At 66.7% G+C, this 19,452-nt stretch carries 18 protein-coding genes; 13 read left to right on the forward strand and 5 right to left on the reverse strand.

Annotation, left to right across the window (positions count from 1 at the left end):
• Positions 1 to 28: 28 nt before the first annotated feature.
• From asd to QMX85_RS02900, 3 genes are read right to left on the reverse strand one after another with little or no spacing between them, the layout of a single operon-like run.
• Positions 29 to 934 carry an archaetidylserine decarboxylase gene (asd, locus tag QMX85_RS02890; RefSeq protein WP_282338691.1) on the reverse strand — a complete coding sequence of 302 codons (906 nt, stop codon included), beginning with the start codon at positions 932 to 934 and terminating at the stop codon, positions 29 to 31.
• An 11-nt stretch (positions 935 to 945) separates the two neighbouring features.
• Positions 946 to 1,761 carry a thiosulfate sulfurtransferase gene (gene rhdA, locus QMX85_RS02895; RefSeq protein WP_282338692.1) on the reverse strand — a complete coding sequence of 272 codons (816 nt, stop codon included), beginning with the start codon at positions 1,759 to 1,761 and terminating at the stop codon, positions 946 to 948.
• A gap of 45 nt (positions 1,762 to 1,806) precedes the next feature.
• The gene (locus QMX85_RS02900; RefSeq protein ID WP_282338694.1) at positions 1,807 to 3,333 is read right to left on the reverse strand and encodes an HDOD domain-containing protein; all 1,527 of its coding nucleotides are present in this window, start codon (positions 3,331 to 3,333) and stop codon (positions 1,807 to 1,809) included.
• 115 nt (positions 3,334 to 3,448) lie between these two features.
• Between QMX85_RS02900 and motA the strand changes: the two genes are divergently transcribed.
• Together motA and motB are read left to right on the forward strand one after the other, a co-directional pair.
• A complete protein-coding gene (gene motA / locus QMX85_RS02905) occupies positions 3,449 to 4,300 on the forward strand; it encodes a flagellar motor stator protein MotA (RefSeq protein WP_090223859.1) in 852 nt (283 codons plus the stop codon).
• Between the two features lie 10 nt (positions 4,301 to 4,310).
• On the forward strand, positions 4,311 to 5,441 hold the full coding sequence (gene motB / locus QMX85_RS02910) for a flagellar motor protein MotB (RefSeq protein ID WP_090223857.1): 1,131 nt from the start codon (positions 4,311 to 4,313) through the stop codon (positions 5,439 to 5,441).
• A 37-nt stretch (positions 5,442 to 5,478) separates the two neighbouring features.
• On the opposite strand, the gene rsgA is transcribed toward motB, so the two are convergent.
• Complete coding sequence (rsgA, locus tag QMX85_RS02915) at positions 5,479 to 6,510, reverse strand: small ribosomal subunit biogenesis GTPase RsgA (protein WP_282338697.1); 1,032 nt, start codon at positions 6,508 to 6,510, stop codon at positions 5,479 to 5,481.
• 126 nt (positions 6,511 to 6,636) lie between these two features.
• Here rsgA and QMX85_RS02920 point away from each other — a divergent pair, with 126 nt between their 5' ends.
• The gene (locus tag QMX85_RS02920) at positions 6,637 to 7,425 is read left to right on the forward strand and encodes a class I SAM-dependent methyltransferase (protein ID WP_282338698.1); all 789 of its coding nucleotides are present in this window, start codon (positions 6,637 to 6,639) and stop codon (positions 7,423 to 7,425) included.
• A gap of 56 nt (positions 7,426 to 7,481) precedes the next feature.
• A complete protein-coding gene (orn, locus tag QMX85_RS02925) occupies positions 7,482 to 8,024 on the forward strand; it encodes an oligoribonuclease (RefSeq protein ID WP_282338699.1) in 543 nt (180 codons plus the stop codon).
• Positions 8,025 to 8,220: 196 nt separating this feature from the next.
• Here orn and queG read toward each other — a convergent pair whose 3' ends face one another.
• A complete protein-coding gene (queG, locus tag QMX85_RS02930) occupies positions 8,221 to 9,285 on the reverse strand; it encodes a tRNA epoxyqueuosine(34) reductase QueG (RefSeq protein WP_282338700.1) in 1,065 nt (354 codons plus the stop codon).
• Positions 9,286 to 9,345: 60 nt separating this feature from the next.
• Here queG and QMX85_RS02935 point away from each other — a divergent pair, with 60 nt between their 5' ends.
• The 9 genes from QMX85_RS02935 (at position 9,346) to hflC (ending at position 19,421) form a co-directional block, all read left to right on the forward strand.
• Positions 9,346 to 10,845 carry an NAD(P)H-hydrate dehydratase gene (locus QMX85_RS02935; RefSeq protein WP_282338701.1) on the forward strand — a complete coding sequence of 500 codons (1,500 nt, stop codon included), beginning with the start codon at positions 9,346 to 9,348 and terminating at the stop codon, positions 10,843 to 10,845.
• Entirely contained in the window at positions 10,833 to 11,300 is a 468-nt protein-coding gene (tsaE, locus tag QMX85_RS02940) for a tRNA (adenosine(37)-N6)-threonylcarbamoyltransferase complex ATPase subunit type 1 TsaE (RefSeq protein ID WP_282338702.1), read from the forward strand. Before QMX85_RS02935 ends, tsaE begins: the two co-directional genes overlap by 13 nt.
• Before the next feature lie 20 nt (positions 11,301 to 11,320).
• Entirely contained in the window at positions 11,321 to 12,736 is a 1,416-nt protein-coding gene (locus QMX85_RS02945) for an N-acetylmuramoyl-L-alanine amidase (protein WP_282338723.1), read from the forward strand.
• Positions 12,733 to 14,619: a DNA mismatch repair endonuclease MutL gene (mutL, locus tag QMX85_RS02950; RefSeq protein ID WP_282338703.1), complete on the forward strand. Its 1,887-nt coding sequence runs from the start codon at positions 12,733 to 12,735 to the stop codon at positions 14,617 to 14,619. The genes QMX85_RS02945 and mutL overlap by 4 nt, the downstream gene beginning before the upstream one ends.
• Before the next feature lie 30 nt (positions 14,620 to 14,649).
• Positions 14,650 to 15,621, forward strand: a complete 972-nt coding sequence (gene miaA / locus QMX85_RS02955) for a tRNA (adenosine(37)-N6)-dimethylallyltransferase MiaA (RefSeq protein WP_282338704.1) — start codon at positions 14,650 to 14,652, stop codon at positions 15,619 to 15,621.
• 92 nt (positions 15,622 to 15,713) lie between these two features.
• Positions 15,714 to 15,968: an RNA chaperone Hfq gene (gene hfq, locus QMX85_RS02960; RefSeq protein WP_090223841.1), complete on the forward strand. Its 255-nt coding sequence runs from the start codon at positions 15,714 to 15,716 to the stop codon at positions 15,966 to 15,968.
• A gap of 12 nt (positions 15,969 to 15,980) precedes the next feature.
• Positions 15,981 to 17,282 carry a ribosome rescue GTPase HflX gene (gene hflX, locus QMX85_RS02965; protein WP_282338705.1) on the forward strand — a complete coding sequence of 434 codons (1,302 nt, stop codon included), beginning with the start codon at positions 15,981 to 15,983 and terminating at the stop codon, positions 17,280 to 17,282.
• A gap of 94 nt (positions 17,283 to 17,376) precedes the next feature.
• Positions 17,377 to 18,552, forward strand: a complete 1,176-nt coding sequence (hflK, locus tag QMX85_RS02970; RefSeq protein WP_282338706.1) for an FtsH protease activity modulator HflK — start codon at positions 17,377 to 17,379, stop codon at positions 18,550 to 18,552.
• Positions 18,552 to 19,421, forward strand: coding sequence for a protease modulator HflC (gene hflC / locus QMX85_RS02975; protein WP_282338707.1), 870 nt, complete (start codon positions 18,552 to 18,554; stop codon positions 19,419 to 19,421). Before hflK ends, hflC begins: the two co-directional genes overlap by 1 nt.
• Positions 19,422 to 19,452 lie beyond the last annotated feature (31 nt).

A 19,452-nucleotide genomic window follows, 5' to 3' on the forward strand; every position in this document is an offset into this window, starting at 1 on the left:
GCCCCGGCGCATTGATTCGCGGCACCTTTCACAGGGGCGGCAGCGGGTCGCCGGGGGCGGCGTCCAGCGCCGGAGCGGTTTTCGCCTGCGCCAGCGACTGGCCCATGCATACCGGCGTCAGCGCGGCGAGCTGTTCCGCCCAGCTCACCTGTTCCGGCCCGAACAGCAGGATCACGGTCGAGCCCAGCTTGAAGCGGCCCATCTCGGCGCCTTTCTCCAGATGGATCGGCGCACGCGCGGCCTCGTCGTAGCGCCAGCTGCGCAGGGTCCGCTTCGGCGGCGTGACCAGCCCGGCCCAGACGGTTTCGATGCTCGCGACGATCATCGCGCCGACCAGCACCATCGCCATTGGCCCCCGCTCGGTATCGAACAGGCAGACCACCCGCTCGTTGCGGGCGAAGAGTTCCGGCACGTTCTGCGCGGTGACGGTGTTCACCGAGAAGATCCTGCCCGGGACGTGGACCATTTCGCGCAGGGTGCCGGCCAGCGGCATGTGTATGCGGTGGTAGTCCTTGGGCGACAGGTAGATGGTGGCGAACTCGCCGCCCATGAAGGGCGCCGCACGCTCGGCGTCGCCGCCGAGCAGTTCGAGCACGCTGTAGTTGTGGCCCTTGGCCTGGAAGATGCGTCCGCTCTCGATCGGACCGAGCTGGCTGATCGCCCCGTCGACCGGGCAGATGACCGCGTTCGGCGTCGGGTCGAGCGGGCGCGCGCCGTCTTTCAGGGCACGGGTGAAGAAGGCGTTGAAGTTCTCGTAGGCGGTGGGGTCTTCGACCCGCGCCTGGCTCATGTCAACCTGGAAGTGACGCACGAACCCATTGATGAAGGCGTTCTTCAGCCAGCCGACCCGGCACTCGGCCAGGCAGCCGGCGAGCCGTGAGAGCAGGTGGTGCGGGGTGATGTACTGGATGAAGATGAACAGGCGATCTTTCATGAAGGTGTCCTTTAGCGCTCGACGGGGGTGTCGGGGTGGTTGCCCCATTCCGACCAGGAGCCGGCGTAACCCTTGACCCGCGGGTAGCCCAGCGCCTTGGCCACCAGGTAGGTGAAGCCGGAGCGATGGTGGGTCTGGCAGTGGGTGATGATTTCCTTGTCGGGGGTGATCCCCAACGCGGCGATGCGCTCGCCGATGTCCTCGCGGATGCGCAGCGCGCGCGCCGGGTCCATGCCCGCGGTCCATTCGAAGTTGATTGCGCCAGGCACGTGCCCGCCCTTGGCCGCGAGGACTTTCTCGCCGCTGTACTCCAGCGGGCCGCGGGCATCCCAGACGGCCAGGTCGTCGGCGCCGAGGCGGCTCTGCAGGTAGTCGCGGGTGGCGGTGGGCTCGTCGTGCAGGGTCAACGGCAGCGGGCCGCCGACCGCAGTCGGCACCTCGGTGCTCAGCGGCAGGCCTTCGCCCAGCCAGGCCGGCAATCCGCCGTTTAGGTAGTGGTAATGCCGGTGTCCGATCACGTCGAGCAGCCAGATGAAGCGGCCGGCCCAGCCGCCGCCCTCGTCGTCGTATACCACGTAGACGGCGGCCTCGCGGTGCCCGAGTTCGCCGAACAGGCGCTCGAGATCGGCCTGCGGCGGCACCAGGCCGGGCAGCGAAGATTGGCCCGACTGGGTGCGCTTGGGGTCGACGAAGCGGGCGCCGGGCAAGTGCCCTTCGGCATAGCGCGCGGCGCTGGTCAGATCGACCAGGATCAACTCGGGGGCTGGCAGGCGGCTGGCCAGATCGCTGGGCTCTATCACCAGGGGCAGGGTGGAGAACGTGGACATTGCGGACCCTTCGGAAAAGGAAGAGGGCCGATTGTAGCGGAAAGCTCAGTGCCCGCGCCGGGCGAAGCTGGCCAGCGCGCGCTCGATGCATTGCACGGTTTTGCCGAACGCCTGCAGGGTGACGTCGGCGAACGGCAACCCGTCCTGATCGAGCGCCAGCAGCAGCGCGACCTTGCCGTTGTAGGCAATCGAGCACAGCAGCAGATGCTCGCCGGAGAACAGGGTTTTCAGGCCGCCCGGGATCAGCGCCGCATACTGGGCGCTGTTCTGCGGATTCAGGCGCAGTTGCCCGGGTGCGCTCACCAGGCGCTGCAGCACCTGGCTGTTCGCCGGCGCGAGGTTCAGCTGCCCGGCGTCCCTGGGCAGGCCGAAGGTCTGCTGGACCGTCAGGCGCTGGTGGCTGCGATCGACGAGCAGCAGCATCCCGCGGCGCATGCCGCAGGCTTTCAGGGCGACGCCGGCGGTGGCCAGCAGTTGTTGCAGGTTGGCGAAGCCGCTTGGCTCGGCGAGCAGGTAGCCACATTGCCTGCGCCACTCGGCGAGTTGCTCGGCCTTGGGTGCTGCGGCCTGCGCCGGCGCCTGCTGCAGACGGCGTGCCTGCCAGGGCCAGATCAGCGCCCGCGCCGGGTGCCAGAGATCGGCATCGCAGCGGTGCAGGCGTGCGCTGGCCGCGGCCTGCTGGTGAATCGCCTGCTGCAGCTCATCCAGCGGAATCTGCAGGTAGAGGCCGGCCCAGCGCTGCCAGCGCAGGCTGTGCGGGCTGTCCCAGGCATCGTGGGCGGACAGCGCCAGGCCGTTGGCCAGCAGCACCGTGTTGGAGGGCTGGGTCAGCCAGCGGCGCAGCGGCGGGTCGGCATCGAGCAACTGTTGCTGGTGCAGCGGATGGGCGTTCTCCCTGGCGATATGCAGTGCCTTGACCAGCAGTCGGCGGTCGTTGCCCAGCAGGCGATAGCCCTGGACGATCCACGCCGGCAGCCGCCAGTGTTCGGCCAGCGCCTGGCACAGGCGCACAGCAGGCACGCCGAGCAGGTCGCGTTCGACCTTGCTCGCCGGTTCGTGCTGGCCGAGCACACGCCGCTCCCAGGTGGCGAAGAGTGTCGGGTGCGCCACCAGCAGCGGCCACAGCGGCGAGAGGAACAACAGGCTGCCCCAATGGATTTCCTGCCAGAGCCGCGCCAGGCGCGCGCCGAACAACCCGCTGGCTTGCTGGCTGGCATGCTGGCCTATCAGCTGCATCTGGCGCAGCGATTGGGGAATCTGCCGTTCGTCGACGGCCGGCAGGCGCTGCAACAGCTCCTCGGCACGCTTGAGGCCCAGTCGGGTGAGGGCCTGCTCGAGGCTTTCCGCCGGCTCGCCCAATGCCCCGGTCCGACGATTCGCTTCGCGCAGCACCGCAAGTGCCAAGGCTGGGCTATCTTCAATCAGGTCGGCGATCTCACGCAGTGATCGCTGGTTGTCGGAGAGTGCCAGACTCACCTGGCGATGATGGCCCGCCGGTATCGGCAGGCGAATGTCATCGAGTTGCTTGAGCCAACCTTCTAGCGTGCGGGGTACGGGCAATTCGGTCGGCATGGCGGGGTCGGCTGGCTTTTACCCGGGAGGGCCTATAGTCTGGCGCAAATTTTCCGATAAATAGAAGGGCTGTTTTGGCAGCTCCCCTTTCTATTCCTCTCAAGCGTCCCTTTTTATGGCAAAAATCATCGGCATCATCGTCGTATTCGCCAGCGTGCTCGGCGGATACGTGCTTTCCCACGGCAAGATCGGCGCGCTCATCCAGCCGTTCGAAGTCATGATCATCGGCGGCGCGGCGCTGGGGGCCTTCCTCCAGGCCAACCCCGGCAGCACCTTCATGCATGTGTTCAAGAAGTCGCTGAAGATGTTCGGTTCGCGCTTCAACCACGCCTACTACCTGGAAATCCTCAAGCTGCTCTACGAGATCCTCAACAAGAGTCGCCGCGAGGGGATGATGGCCATCGAGGCCGATGTCGAGGACCCCGCCGCCAGCCCGATCTTCAGCAAGTACCCCGGCATCCTCAAGGACGCCGGAATGACCGCCTACATCTGCGACTACCTGCGCATCATGTCGTCCGGCAACATGGCGCCGCACGAGTTGGAGGGGCTCTTCGACATGGAGCTCGCCAGCATCAAGGAGGAACTGGAGCATCCGGCCCACGCGGTCAACCGTGTCGCGGACGGCCTGCCGGGTTTCGGTATCGTCGCCGCGGTGCTGGGCATCGTGGTCACCATGGCGCTGCTCGGCGAAGTGGCTCAGGCCGAGCTTGGCACCCACGTCGGCGCGGCGCTGGTCGGCACCTTTCTCGGTATTCTCGCGGCCTACGGCTTCTTCGGCCCGCTCTCGGTCTCGCTGGAACACGATGCCAAGGAAGAGCTGAACGTATACGAGGCGATCAAGGCAACGCTGGTTTCCTCAGCATCCGGCATGCCGCCGACCCTTGCGGTGGAGTTCGGGCGCAAGGTGCTGTTCCCGGCGCACCGGCCGAGTTTCACCGAGCTCGAACAGGCGATGCGCGGCAGCTGAGGCCTGAACCATGGAAAACAACCAGCCGATCATCGTAAAGCGGGTCAAGAAGATCGCCGGCGGGCACCACGGCGGTGCCTGGAAGATCGCCTTCGCCGACTTCGCGACCGCCATGATGGCGTTCTTCCTGGTGCTCTGGCTGATGTCCTCGGCCACCCCCGAGCAGAAGAAGGCCATCGCCGGCTACTTCCAGGACCCGATCGGCTTCACCGAAAGCGCCAGCCCCTACGTGATCGACCTTGGCGGTACGCCGACGCCGGCGCCGGATCGCACCCTAAACCCGGAAATCCAGGCCCAGCCCGACGGCGACGAGACCCGCATCAGCCCGGACAGCGAGGACCTCAAGCTGCAGGGCGAGCAGACCAAGGACCCGAGCAAGCTCGATGCGGAGACGATCGAGGCGCAGAAGGCGGAAAAACTCGCCGAACAGGTGGAAAACGAGCGCCTCGAACTGCTGCTGCAGGAGCTGCAGAACAAGGTCGACGAAAGCCCCGAGCTGAAGCGCTTCAAGGACCAGATCCTGTTCGAGATCACCCCCAACGGCCTGCGCATCCAGATCCAGGACGCCGCCAACCGGCCGATGTTCGCCTTGGGCAGTGCACAGTTGCAGCCGTATTTCGAGGACATCCTGCTGAGCATGTCCGACACCATCAAGGCGGTGCCGAACAAGATCAGCATCAGCGGGCATACCGATGCCACGCCCTTCGTTGGTGGCGCGGGCGGGATGGGCAACTGGGAGCTTTCCGCCGGGCGCGCGAACGCCGCGCGCCGCGCGCTGGTGACCGGCGGCTATCCGGAGGAGCAGGTGGCTCGGGTGGTCGGCTATGCCTCGTCGGTGCCTTTCGATCGCGAAAATCCGCTGAATCCGGTCAACCGTCGGATCGACATCACGGTGCTGACGAAGAAGGCCGAGCGCGCCATCGAAGGCAGCCAGAGCCCCGGCGGCCAGCCGCCGGCGGATAAGCAAAAGCCTGCCGAGCCTGAGGCCGCTCCCACTCACGAGCCGGGCATGCCGGTTCCCGCCCCCGCGTCGGGCGGAGCGCCCGGTGCTTCGAATGCGGCGCCGTCGCCGGGTGTCGCTACGCGGCAGAACGTCTTCGAACAGGGTGGATTGCGCGTGGAGCGCCGCGCCGATCGGTAAACCGCCCGCGTCCCTCGATCGGGGGGCGCCGACTTTCTTAGAAGTCCGCGTCCGGCAGGCTGGCGATGATGTGCCGGTAACTGGCCATCCGTTGTGGCTGGATGCGCCCTTCCTCGAGCGCCTTGAGCAGTGCGCAACCGGGTTCGCGGTCGTGCTTGCAGTCGCGGAAGCGGCAGGTGCCGAGCAGGTCGGCGAACTCGATGAAACCGGCTTCCACATCGTCGCGGCTCACATGGCCGAGGCCGAATTCGCGGATGCCGGGGGAATCGATCAGCTCGCCGCCACCGGGGAAGTGGAACAGCCGGGCGGTCGTGGTGGTGTGCGTGCCCTTGCCGGTGACTTCCGAAAGCCCGCCGACGCGGGTGTCGACGCCCGGCAGCAGGCTGTTCACCAGGGATGACTTGCCGACCCCGGACTGCCCGACGAACACGCTGACGTGGCCGTCCAGCCGCGCCTGCAGCGCCTCCATGCCACCGCCTTCGTGGGCGGAAACCTCCATCAGCGGGTAGCCGAGCTGGCGATACACGGCCAGCAGCGCGTTCAGCCGCGGGCCGTTCTGTTCATCCACCAGGTCGGCCTTGTTCAGCAGCAGCAAGGGCCGGATGCCGGCGTGTTCGGCGGCGATCAGGTAGCGGTCGATCAGGTTGGCGTGGGGCTCGGGCAGCGGGGCGAAGACGATCACGATCAGATCGACGTTGGCCGCCACCGGCTTGAGCTGCCCGCGGCTGTCCGGGCGGCACAGCTCGGAATTGCGCGGCAGCTGGGCGACGATCACGCCATTGCCCTGGTTGCCGGCGCGCCAGACGACGCGGTCGCCAGTGACCAGCGCCGGCAGGTTGGCGCGCAGGTGGCAGCGGAATACCTGACCGCGGATTTCGCCGTCCTCGGCTTCCACCTCGACCTGCACGCCGAAGTGCGCGATCACCAGGCCGGTCTGCTCCGGCCCCAGGTCGCCGCCCTCGAGTTCGTCGAGCGTGCGCGACTCGCGCTTGGCCGCACGGGCGGCGCGTTCTTCCTGGACTTTCTCGATGCGCCAGCTTTGCCGGCGGTTGAGTTGGCGTTTGGCCATGGTGTGCGGTGACTGCTGGATGGTTCGGCCGGCGAGTCTAGCATGCGGGCACTCGCATCACTGGCGCCGCGCGGCGGCTCCATTACACTGCGCGGCCTGGCGAACGAGACGGAAGCAGGCCCTGGGATGCTGATACGCGAATTGAACGGGCTGGGTCGGGGCGTCCCGCTGCTGCTCGCGCTGCTGCTGCAACTGGTCGCCGCGGCGCTGGTGATGGCGCTGGTGATGCTGGCGGTAAAGGGATTGCACTGGCGACCACCGCTGCTCGGCGCGGCGCTTCTGCAGGGGGCGTTGGCGGCTTCGCTGGGGCGTTGGCTGGGACTCTCGCCGTGGTGGCTGCCGATCAACCTGGCATTCGTTCCGGCGTTGCTCGCGCTGAACGAGGGCGATCTGCCGCGCTGGGTGCCGCTGGCCGGCTTCCTGGTTCTGCTGCTGTTGAACTGGAACAGCCTCGGCGAGCGCGTGCCGCTGTACCTTACCGGTCGTCGCGGCGAGCGCGCGCTGAGCGATCTGCTGCGCGAACTGCCTGCGGATTTCGCCTTCATCGACCTCGGTAGCGGCCTCGGCGGTACCCTCTGCCGGCTGGCGCGCGACTACCCGCAAGCGCGCTTCGTCGGGGTCGAGAGCGCGCCGCTGAGCTTCCTGGTGTCCTGGCTGCGCTGCCTGCCGCAGCGCAACTGCCGGATTCGCTACGGCAGCCTGTGGAAGGCCGAGCTGGGCGACTTCGACCTGGTCTACTGTTTCCTCTCGCCGGCGCCGATGCCGCGGCTGTGGGAGAAGGCGCGCGCGCAGATGCGCCGTGGCGCGCGGCTGGTCAGCAACAGCTTCGAGATCCCCGGCGTGCCGGCCGAGCAGGTCATCCCGCTGGACGACTGGCGCGCCTCGCGCCTGCTGGTGTGGCGGCCGAATCGCTGACGGCGCGCGACCCCGGCGCTTTGGTTAGACTGGCGGCCTGTGCAGAGGAAACCATCATGCAGAACCCGCAAAACCTGATCTGGATCGACCTGGAAATGACCGGCCTCGAACCGGAGACCGACGTCATCATCGAGATGGCCACCATCGTCACCGACAGCGACCTCAACGTCCTCGCCGAAGGCCCGGTGATCGCCGTGCACCAGAGCGACGAACTCCTCGCCGGCATGGACGAATGGAACACCCGCACCCACGGGCAGAGCGGCCTGACGCAGCGCGTACGCGAAAGCACGATCGGCGTGGCCGAGGCGGAGGCGCAGACCATCGCCTTCCTTGAGCAATGGGTGCCGAAAGGCAAGTCGCCGATCTGCGGCAACAGCATCGGCCAGGACCGGCGCTTCCTCGCGCGCTACATGCGCGACCTGGAGGGGTACTTCCACTACCGCAACCTGGACGTGTCGACCCTGAAGATTCTCGCCGGGCTCTGGGCGCCGCAGCTCAAGGACGGCTTCCAGAAGCAGGGCACGCACCAGGCGCTGGACGACATCCGCGAATCGATCGCCGAACTGCGCTACTACCGCGAGCATTTCCTCAAGGTCTGAAACGTAAAAAGGCCCGCTCGATGCGGGCCTTTTCATGCCTGTGTCCGCGCTTGCAGCACACGGCGTGATCGGCTTTTGCAGGGTGTGCCCTGCGCACCGCGGCGAATCGGCGGTCTTGGTGCGCACGGGATACCCTACGGCGGGGCGAGCGAGCCTGGCATTTCCGCAGCATCGCGCTATCAGGGAACAGGGTTTCTCAAGCCTGGCCGTGGCGCTGCAGGGCCCAGCTGACGTGCTCGCGAACCAGGTCGGATGGATAGTTGCGGCGCGCCTGCAATGCCTCGATCACCGGGATGGTCGTGGGCGCGTTGCCCAGCCCCACCGCCAGGTTGCGCAGCCAGCGCTCGTAGCCGGCGCGGCGCAGCGGCGAGCCTTCGGTGCGGCCGAGGAATTCCTCCTCGCTCCAGCGGAACAGCTCAGCCAGCTCGGCGTTGTCCAGGCCGTGGCGCGGCTGGAAGTCGGCCTGTTCGGTGGGCCGGGCGAAGCGGTTCCACGGGCAGACGATCTGGCAGTCGTCGCAGCCGAACACGCGGTTGCCGATGAGCCCGCGCAGGTCTTCGGGAATTGCGCCCTTCAGCTCGATGGTCAGGTAGGAAATGCAGCGTCTTGAGTCCAGCACGTAGGGGCCGACGAAGGCGCCGGTGGGGCAGATGTCCAGGCAGGCGCTGCAGCGGCCGCAGTGCTCGCTGGCGTGTGGCGCATCGACCGGCAGCGGCAGGTCGACGAACAGCTCTCCGAGGAAGAACCAGCTGCCGGCCTTGCGGTTGAGCACCAGGGTGTTCTTGCCGATCCAGCCCAGCCCGGCCTGTTCGGCGATGGCCTTCTCCAGCACCGGTGCGCTGTCGACGAAGGCGCGATGGCCGAACGGCCCGATCACCGCCTGGATGCGCTCTGCCAATTGTTGCAGGCGTTTGCGGATCAGCTTGTGGTAGTCGCGGCCCAGCGCATAGCGGGAGACATAGGCGCTCTGCGGCTCGGCCAGGCGCTGGCTCATGCGCGTGTCCCCGGGTAGGTAATCCATGCGCAGCGAAACCACCCGCAGCGTGCCCGGCACCAGCTCGTCGGGGCGCGAACGTTTCGTCCCGTGCGCGGCCATATAGTCCATCTCGCCCTGGTAGCCGGCGTCCAGCCAGCGCTGCAGATGCGCCTCGTGCTCGCTCAGGTCGAGCCCGGCGATGCCGACCTGCTGGAAGCCGAGCTCGCGGCCCCAGTCCTTGATGGACTGCGCGAGCAGGGCGAGATCGGGCGGCGAGCTGGGCATGGCGAGCGGAGAAACCGAGGGGCGAGGTAGGTATAATTCTGCCAGACATTGGAGTTGCACATGCCGCATCCACGCGACGATCTGCCTACCGCCCTGTACAGCGCCGCTCAGGTTCGCGACCTCGACGCCCGCCTGATTGCCGCCGGCACGCCCGGTTTCGAGCTGATGCAGCGCGCCGCCCACGCGGCCTGGCGCGCCCTGCGCCGCCGCTGGCCGGAGGCGGGCGCGCTCACCGTGCTGGCCGGTGCCGGCAACAACGCCGGCGACGGCTACCTGGTCGCCGCCCTGGCGCAGCGCGCCGGCTGGCGCGCGCAGGTGCTGGCCCTCGGCGAGCCTTCGGCATTGCGTGGCGACGCCGCGCTCGCCTTCGAGGAAGCGAGGGCGGCCGGCGTGGGCGTCCAGGCCTGTAGCGACTGCCCGCTGTTCGACGGTGTGCTGGTCGATGCGCTGCTCGGCACCGGCGCCCGCGACACCGTGCGCGAGCCTTACGCGCAGCTGATCCGCCTGGTCAACGCCAGCGGGTTGCCGGTGCTGGCGGTGGACATTCCTTCCGGCCTCTGCGCCGATACCGGGCGCGAACTGGGCGTGGCGATTCGCGCCGACCTCACCGTGACCTTTATCGGCCTCAAGCTAGGCCTGTTCACCGGCAGCGCGCCGGATCGGGTCGGTGAGCTGGTTTTCGACGACCTGCAGGCCGATCCGTTGCAGATGGCGCACACCGAACGGGCCGCCGAGCGCCTGGCGCCAGGGACGTTGCCGATCCTGCCGGCGCGGCGCGCCACCGCGCACAAGGGCCAGTTTGGTCACCTGCTGGCTATTGCCGGCGACCACGGCACCGGCGGCGCCGGCCTGCTCACGGCACAGAGCGCGCTGCGCAGCGGCGCCGGCATGGTGTCCCTGGCGACCCGCAGCGCCAACTTGGCGGCGGCGCAGGCACGCTGCCCGGAAATCATGAGCGCGGGCGTGGAGTCGGCCAACCAGTTGCTGGCGCTGGTCGACAGGGCCGATCTGCTGGTAGTCGGCCCGGGCCTCGGGCAGGGCGCCTGGGGCCGCAGCCTGCTCTCTGTCGCCGCCAGCAGCGAGAAACCGCAGGTGTGGGACGCCGATGCGCTGAACCTGCTGGCCGCCGGCGCGGTTTCCCCGCCGGCGCAGGCGGTGATCACGCCGCATCCGGGCGAAGCCGCGCGCCTGCTCGGCTGTTCCATCGCCGACGTACAGGCCGACCGTCCCGGCGCGGCGAAGGCGTTGGCGGAACGCTACCAAGCGGTGGTGGTGCTCAAGGGCGCCGGCAGCCTGGTCGCCGCGCCGGACGGGCGGCTGGCGCTGTGCGACCGTGGCCATCCGGCGATGGCGACGGCAGGGCTCGGCGACGTGCTCGCCGGCCTGATCGGCGCCTTGTACGCGCAGGGTCTACCCGCATTCGAGGCAGCCTGCCTGGGCGTCTGGCTGCATGCGGCGGCAGGCGAGCGGCTGGGGCCGGAGGGACGCGGGCTGGCGGCCAGCGACTTGATTCCGGTCATTCGCAGTCTTCTCGAGGAGCAATCGCCGTGCGTGAAGTGACCCTGTTCGCCGCCGACGAGGATGCGATGTACGCCTTGGGCGCGCGCCTCGCGGAGGTCAGCGAAGGCCGGGGCGTGATCTACCTGCACGGTGACCTGGGCGCCGGCAAGACCACCCTGTCGCGCGGGATCATCCGCGGCCTGGGCCACGCCGGCGCGGTGAAGAGCCCGACCTTCACCCTGGTCGAGCCGTACGAGCTGGGCGAAAAGCGGGTTTTCCACTTCGACCTTTATCGCTTGAGTGATCCCGAAGAGCTTGAATTCCTTGGCATTCGCGATTACTTCGCGGACGATGCACTTTGTCTGGTGGAATGGCCGCAGCGAGGCCGCGGCATTTTGCCAAGGGCGGACCTGGACATTACCATTAGCCCCCAAGGCGCAGGCCGATCCCTGCGTCTGGTGTCACAGGGCGCACGTGGAAATGCCTGGTGCGCGACCCTGGCTGGGGACGTATGAACAACAGAAAGGGGATATCCATGCGCATGCGCGCGCTGTTCGCGGGAATCGGAGTGCTGCTGATCGTCTTGGCTGGCGATGTGCTGGCGGCCTCGGATGTGCGCAGCGTCCGTCTCTGGCGCGCGCCGGACAACACCCGCCTGGTCTTCGATCTCAGCGGGCCGGTGCAGCACAGCGTGTTTACCCTCAGCGCCCCGGATCGCATCGTGGTCGATATCAGCGGCGCGCAGATGACCACCTCGCTGGACAAGCTGGCGCTGGCCAATACGCCGATCAAGGGCGTGCGTGCCGCGCAACGCTCGCCCACCGACCTGCGCCTGGTCATCGACCTGTCGGCGCCGGTCACGCCGAAGAGCTTCACCCTGCCGCCCAACCAGCAGTACGGCGATCGCCTGGTGGTCGACCTCTACGACGAAGGCGCCTCCACCGCGCCCGAGCTGCCGCCGACCACCATCGCCAGCGAGCCGGTCGCGCCGGTCACGCCGGCCAAGCCGAACGCCAAGCTGCCGCCGGTGCCGGGCGGCAAGCGCGACATCATCATCGCCATCGATGCCGGCCACGGCGGCGACGACCCCGGCGCCAGCGGTCCGAAGGGCGTTCACGAGAAGGACGTGGTGCTGGAGATCGCCAAGGAGCTGCAGCGCCAGATCAACGCCGAGAAGGGCTACCGCGCCGAGCTGACGCGCACCGGCGACTACTTCATCCCGCTGCGCAAACGCACCGAGATCGCCCGCAAGAAAGGCGCCGACCTGTTCGTGTCCATCCATGCAGACGCGGCGCCCAAGTCGGCGGCGTTCGGCGCCTCGGTGTTCGCCCTGTCCGACCGCGGCGCCACCTCGGAAACCGCGCGCTGGCTGGCCGACACGGAGAACCGCTCGGACCTCATCGGCGGCGCCGGTAGCGTCGCCCTGGACGACAAGGACAGGATGCTCGCCGGCGTGCTGCTGGACCTGTCGATGACCGCGTCGCTGTCCTCCAGCCTTAATGTCGGACAGAAAGTGCTGAGCAACATGGGGCGCATCACCCCGCTGCACAAGCGCCGCGTCGAGCAGGCCGGCTTTATGGTGCTGAAGTCGCCGGACATCCCGTCGATCCTGGTGGAGACCGGCTTCATCTCCAACCCCAACGAAGCCAATAAGCTGCAGTCGCGCAGCCACCAGCAGGCGCTGGCGCGCTCGATCCATTCCGGCGTCCGGCAATTCTTCCAGCAGAACCCGCCGCCGGGCACCTACGTCGCCTGGCTGCGCGATGCCGGCAAGATCGCGGTCGGTCCGCGCGAACACGTGGTCAGCTCCGGTGAAAGCCTGGCGCTGATCGCCCAGCGCTACGACATCGGTCTGAACGCCCTGCGCAATGCCAACGACCTGAAGAGCGACACCATCAAGGTCGGCCAGACCCTGCAGATCCCCACGACGACCCTGGCCTCGCAGCAATGAGCCAGGCCCCGCGCATCCAGCTGCTCAGCCCGCGGCTGGCGAACCAGATCGCCGCCGGCGAAGTCGTCGAACGACCGGCTTCGGTGATCAAGGAGCTGCTGGAAAACAGCCTCGACGCCGGCGCCCGGCGCATCGACGTCGACGTAGAGCAGGGCGGCATCAAGCTGCTGCGAGTGCGTGACGACGGCGGCGGAATCCCGGCCGACGACCTGCCGCTGGCCCTGGCGCGGCACGCCACCAGCAAGATTCGCGATCTCGAGGACCTGGAACGGGTCATGAGCCTGGGCTTCCGCGGCGAGGCGCTGGCATCGATCAGCTCGGTGGCGCGACTGACCATGACCTCGCGCACCGCCGATGCCGAGCAGGCCTGGCAGGTGGAAACCGAAGGCCGCGACATGGAGGCTCTGGTGCAGCCCGCGGCGCATCCGGTGGGCACCTCGGTGGAAGTGCGCGACCTGTTCTTCAATACCCCGGCGCGGCGCAAGTTCCTGCGCGCGGAAAAGACCGAATTCGACCATCTGCAGGAAGTCATCAAGCGCCTGGCGCTGGCGCGTTTCGATGTCGCCTTTCACCTGCGGCACAACGGCAAGACCGTGTTCGCCCTGCACGAGGCGCCGGACGAGATCACCCGCGCGCGCCGTGTCGCCTCTGTCTGCGGGCCGGCATTCCTCGAGCAGGCGCTGCCGATCGAGGTCGAGCGCAACGGCCTGCACCTGTGGGGTTGGGTCGGCCTGCCGACGTTCTCGCGCAGCCAGGCGGACTTGCAGTACTTCTACGTCAACGGGCGGATGGTGCGCGACAAGCTGGTCGCCCACGCCGTGCGCCAGGCGTACCGCGATGTGTTGTTCAATGGTCGGCATCCGACCTTCGTGCTGTTCCTGGAGGTCGACCCGGCGGTGGTCGACGTCAACGTGCATCCGACCAAGCACGAAGTGCGCTTCCGCGACGGCCGAATGGTTCACGACTTTCTCTACGGCACGCTGCATCGCGCGCTCGGTGACGTGCGCCCGGAAGACCAGCTGGCGGGCGCCGTCACCTCTGTGATGCCGGCGCCGAGCGGGCCGCAGGCCGGCGAGTTCGGCCCGCAGGGCGAGATGAGCCTGGCCGCCAGCGTGCTGGAGCGCAGCGCCGCCGATCCGGCCTGGCGTTCTCCGGCGGGAAGCGGCTACAGCGGTGGCTATCAGGCGCCGCGCGGGGATTCGTCATTGTCGACCGCGGAGGCGCAGGGCGCCTATCGCGAATACTTCGCCCCGCTCACCGAGGCGCCGGCGGTGGCGCTGCCGGTAAGCCAGGGCGACATTCCGCCGCTGGGCTACGCCATCGCCCAGCTCAAGGGCATCTACATCCTCGCCGAGAACGCCCAGGGGCTGGTGGTGGTGGACATGCACGCCGCGCATGAGCGGATCACCTACGAGCGGCTGAAGACCGCGATGGCCAGCGAAGGTCTGCGCGGCCAGCCGCTGCTGGTGCCGGAAAGCATCGCGGTGAGCCAGCGCGAGGCCGATTGCGCCGAGGAGCACGAGGCCTGGTTCCAGTGGCTGGGCTTCGAACTGCAGCGTTTTGGCCCGGAGAGCCTGGCGATCCGCCAGATTCCGGTGCTGCTCAAACAGGCCGAGTCGTCCCAACTGGTGCGCGACGTGCTCGCCGATCTGCTGGAGTACGGCAGCACCGATCGCATCCAGGCGCACCTCAACGAGTTGCTCGGCACCATGGCCTGCCACGGCGCGATCCGCGCCAATCGCCGCCTGACCCTGCCCGAGATGAACGGCTTGCTGCGCGATATGGAGCACACCGAGCGCAGTGGGCAGTGCAACCACGGCCGGCCCACCTGGACTCAGATGGGCATGGACGACCTCGACAAGCTGTTCCTGCGCGGCCGCTGACCCGGCGCCGCGATTACTTCCGAGCCCGCCATGCCTTCCTTGCCACCCGCCATCTTTCTCATGGGGCCGACCGCCTCCGGCAAGACCGATCTGGCATTGGAGCTTGCCCGCGCGCTGCCTTGCGAGCTGATCAGCGTCGATTCGGCTCTGGTCTATCGCGGTATGGACATCGGCACCGCCAAGCCTTCGAAGGCGCTGCTGGCCGAATTTCCCCATCGCCTGATCGACATCCGTGACCCCGCCGAGGCCTACTCGGCGGCCGATTTCCGCGCCGATGCCCTGGCGGCGATGGCCGAAATCAGTGGGCGCGGCAAGATTCCGCTGCTGGTCGGCGGCACCATGCTGTATTACAAGGCGTTGCTCAAGGGGCTGGCCGACATGCCCGCCGCCGATGCCGCGATACGCGCCGAACTGGAGGCGCGCGCCGCGAGCGAGGGGCTGGAGGCGCTGCACCGGCAGTTGGCCGAGGTCGATCCGGTATCGGCGGCGCGCATTCACCGCAATGACCCTCAGCGCGTGACGCGCGCGCTGGAGGTGTACCTGGCGAGCGGCGTGAGCATGACCGAGCACCGTCGCCGGCAGGCTGCGCAAAATCCCGTTCTAGACGCGTCGGGAACGGCACAATTGCCTTATACTGTGGCACATCTGGCGATAGCTCCGGCTCAGCGGCACGTGCTGCACGAGCGCATCGCCCGGCGTTTTCTCGGCATGCTGGAACAGGGTTTTGTCGAGGAGGTCGAAGTTCTGCATCGACGAAGTGACTTGCATGCCGGGCTGCCGTCTATACGAGCGGTGGGTTATCGCCAGGCGTGGGAACATCTGGACGGCGAACTGACCCGCGATGAGATGACCGAACGCGGCATCATCGCGACGCGTCAGTTGGCCAAGCGACAGTTCACCTGGTTGCGTAGCTGGGCCGATTTGCACTGGATGGACAGTCTGGCCCCTGACAATCTTTCGCAAACCTTGAAATACCTGGAGTCGGTCTCCATATTGGCCTGAGTCCTGCGAATGCCGACTATCCTTGGGGTGGGATGGCACCAGCCATTGTTAGAATTACCAAAGACCTATTGATCCTTAAAGGAGTGCGGCACATGTCAAAAGGGCATTCGCTACAAGACCCTTACTTGAACATCTTACGGAAGGAACGCGTTCCGGTTTCCATCTACCTAGTCAACGGCATCAAGCTGCAGGGCCAGATCGAATCCTTCGACCAGTTCGTCATTCTGCTGAAGAACACCGTCAGCCAAATGGTCTACAAGCACGCGATCTCCACCGTCGTGCCCAGCCGCCCGGTTCGGTTGCCAAGCGCCAGTGAGTCGGAGCAGGCCGAAGCGGGCAACGCCTGATAGGGGGCCGCCTTGTTCTTTGAGCGCCCCGGAGGCGGTGAGCGGGCCATTCTGGTTCACCTGGATGGTCAGGACCCGGAAGCGCGTGAGGATCCTCAGGAATTCCAGGAGCTTGCCCGTTCTGCCGGTGCGGAAACGGTGGCCTTCGTCAGCGTCCCGCGCCATCAGTTCACGGCCAAGTACCTGATCGGCAGTGGCAAGGTCAGCGAACTGCATGACCGTGTCAGGGCCGAGCAGGTGGAACTGGTGATCTTCAATCATACCCTTACGCCCAGTCAGGAACGCAACCTCGAGCGCGCCTTCGAGTGCCGTGTGCTCGATCGTACCGGGTTGATCCTCGATATCTTCGCGCAGCGTGCACGAACCCACGAAGGGAAGCTGCAGGTCGAACTTGCCCAGCTCGAGCACATGAGCACGCGGCTGGTTCGCGGCTGGACTCACCTTGAGCGGCAGAAAGGCGGTATCGGTCTTCGCGGTCCGGGTGAAACCCAGCTCGAGACCGACCGTCGCCTCCTGCGCGTGCGCATCCGTCAGATCAGGCAGCGCCTGGACAAGGTGCGCAGCCAGCGCGAGCAGGCTCGCCGCGGACGTACGCGGGCGAATATCCCTACCGTTTCCCTAGTTGGCTACACCAACGCCGGCAAGTCCACGCTGTTCAACGTACTGACCACCTCCGAGGTCTATGCCGCCGACCAGCTGTTCGCCACGCTCGACCCCACGCTGCGCCGGCTCGAGCTGGATGACCTGGGGCCGGTGGTGCTGGCCGATACGGTGGGCTTCATTCGCCATTTGCCGCACAAGCTGGTGGAAGCGTTCCGGGCGACGCTGGAGGAGTCGAGCAACTCCGACCTCCTGCTGCACGTCATCGACGCCCACGAGCCCGAGCGCGATGCGCAGATCGAACAGGTGGTCGCCGTTCTCGATGAGATCGGCGCGCGCGAGTTGCCGATGCTGGAGGTTTACAACAAGCTCGACCTGCTCGAGGGGATTGAACCTCAGATTCAGCGCGATGCCGAAGGGAAGCCCCAGCGCGTCTGGGTTTCAGCGCGCGATGGTCTCGGTCTCGAGTTGGTCAAGCAAGCTATCGCGGAATTGTTGGGTGACGACCTGTTCGTCGGCACCCTGTGTCTGCCGCAGAAGTTGGCGCGTTTGCGCGCCCAGTTCTTCGAGTTGGGTGCGGTTCAGAGCGAGGGGCACGACGAGCAGGGCGGAAGCCTTCTGGCCGTGCGTCTGCCGCGTGCCGAACTGAACCGTCTGGTGAGTCGCGCCGGCATGCAGCCTGTGGAATTCATCCAGCAACACACTTTGCAATAAACCCTGGAGGGGTGGCTTTGCCGTTCTTCGCAGGCATTGGTTAGCATGGCGGGCGCACAACGGTGCGTCTTTGCTTTATCAGATGGAGAGCGCTATGGCTTGGAATGAGCCGGGTGGCAATTCGAACAATCAAGACCCCTGGGGCAACAAGCGCCGGGGCGGCGACCGCAAAGGTCCGCCGGATCTCGACGAAGCCTTCCGCAAACTGCAGGACAGCCTGAATGGCATGTTCGGCGGCAAGAAACGCAGTGGCGGGGGAGGCGACTCTTCCGGCGGTGATTCCGGCAAGGGCATGGGCTTCGGCATGATTGCCGTGTTCGTTGCCGTTCTCGCGGCGATCTGGCTGTACAGCGCGATCTACGTCGTTGACGAGCAGGAGCAGGCCGTGGTGCTGCGCTTCGGCAAGTACTACGAAACGGTCGGGCCGGGCCTGAACATCTATTTCCCACCGTTCGATCGCAAGTTCCAGGAAAACGTGACCCGCGAGCGGGCGTACTCCAAGCAGGGGCAGATGCTCACCGAGGACGAGAACATCGTCGAGGTGCCGCTGACCGTGCAGTACAAGATCACCAACCTGCAGGACTTCGTACTCAACGTCGATCAGCCTGAAATCAGCCTGCAGCACGCCACTGACAGCGCCCTGCGCCATGTCGTCGGTTCCACCGCGATGGACCAGGTGCTCACTGAGGGTCGTGAGTTGATGGCCAGCGAGATTCGCGAGCGTCTGCAGCGTTTCCTCGACACCTACAAGGTCGGCATCACCGTCACCCAGGTCAACGTGCAGAGCGCTGCTGCGCCGCGCGAAGTTCAGGAAGCCTTCGATGACGTGATCCGCGCCCGCGAAGACGAGCAGCGCGAGAAGAACCAGGCCGAGGCCTATGCCAACGGTGTGATTCCGGAAGCGCGCGGTCAGGCCCAGCGCCTGCTCGAGGAAGCCAACGGTTATCGCGACGAAGTGGTGGCGCGCGCCCAGGGTGAGGCACAGCGCTTCACCAAGCTGGTCGCCGAGTACCGCAAGGCGCCCGAGGTCACCCGTGAGCGTCTGTACCTGGACACCATGCAGGAAGTCTTCAGCAACACCAGCAAGGTGCTGGTGACCGGTCAGAAAGGGCAGAACAACCTGCTCTACCTGCCGCTGGACAAGATGATGGAGAAGCAGCGCAGCGGTTCCGCCGCCGCAGGCACTTCGGCTTCCAATGCCGATCAGGCCGATGTACCTGCCAGCATCGATCTGGGGCAGCGTGACCTGCGTTCGAGGGAGACTCGTTGATGAACAATAAATCGCTGATCGCCCTGATTTTCGGCGTGATCGTGGTGGTCGTCGCCTGGAACAGCCTGTACATCGTTTCGCAGACGGAAAGGGCGGTGCTGCTGCAGTTCGGCCGTGTGGTCGAGGCCGACGTGCAACCCGGCCTGCACGTGAAGATTCCGCTAGTGAACAAGGTCCGCAAGTTCGATGCACGCCTGCTGACCCTGGACTCGTCCACCTCGCGCTTCCTCACCCTAGAAAAGAAAGCGGTGATGGTCGACGCCTACGCCAAGTGGCGTGTGGCCGATGCCGAGCGCTTCTACACCGCAACTTCCGGATTGAAGCAGATCGCCGACGAGCGTCTGTCGCGCCGGCTTGAGTCCGGCCTGCGTGACCAGTTTGGCAAGCGCACCCTGCACGAAGTAGTGTCCGGCGAGCGCGATGCGCTGATGGCGGATATCACCGCTTCTCTGGATCGCATGGCGCGTAAGGAGCTGGGTATCGAGGTGCTCGACGTACGCGTCAAGGCCATCGACCTGCCGCGCGAAGTCAACCGTAGCGTGTTCGAACGCATGAGTACCGAGCGTGAGCGGGAGGCTCGTGAGCACCGCGCCAAGGGCCGCGAGCTGGCCGAAGGCATCCGTGCTGACGCCGACCGTCAGCGGCGTGTACTGTTGGCCGAAGCCTATCGCGAGGCCGAGGAAACTCGCGGTGATGGCGACGCCAAGGCCGCGGCGATCTACTCGCAAGCCTATGGCCAGGATCAGGAATTCTACGGCTTCTACCGCAGCCTGCGTGCCTACCGCGAGAGCTTCGCCAACAAGAGTGATGTGCTGGTTCTCGACCCGAGCAGCGACTTCTTCCGCTACCTGGAAAAGTCCAAGCCATGAGCCCTTCCGGCGGGCGTCAGTCGCCCGCCGG

The organism is Pseudomonas sp. PS02288, assembly GCF_029959715.1.
GTDB classification, from domain to species: domain Bacteria; phylum Pseudomonadota; class Gammaproteobacteria; order Pseudomonadales; family Pseudomonadaceae; genus Pseudomonas_O; species Pseudomonas_O kuykendallii.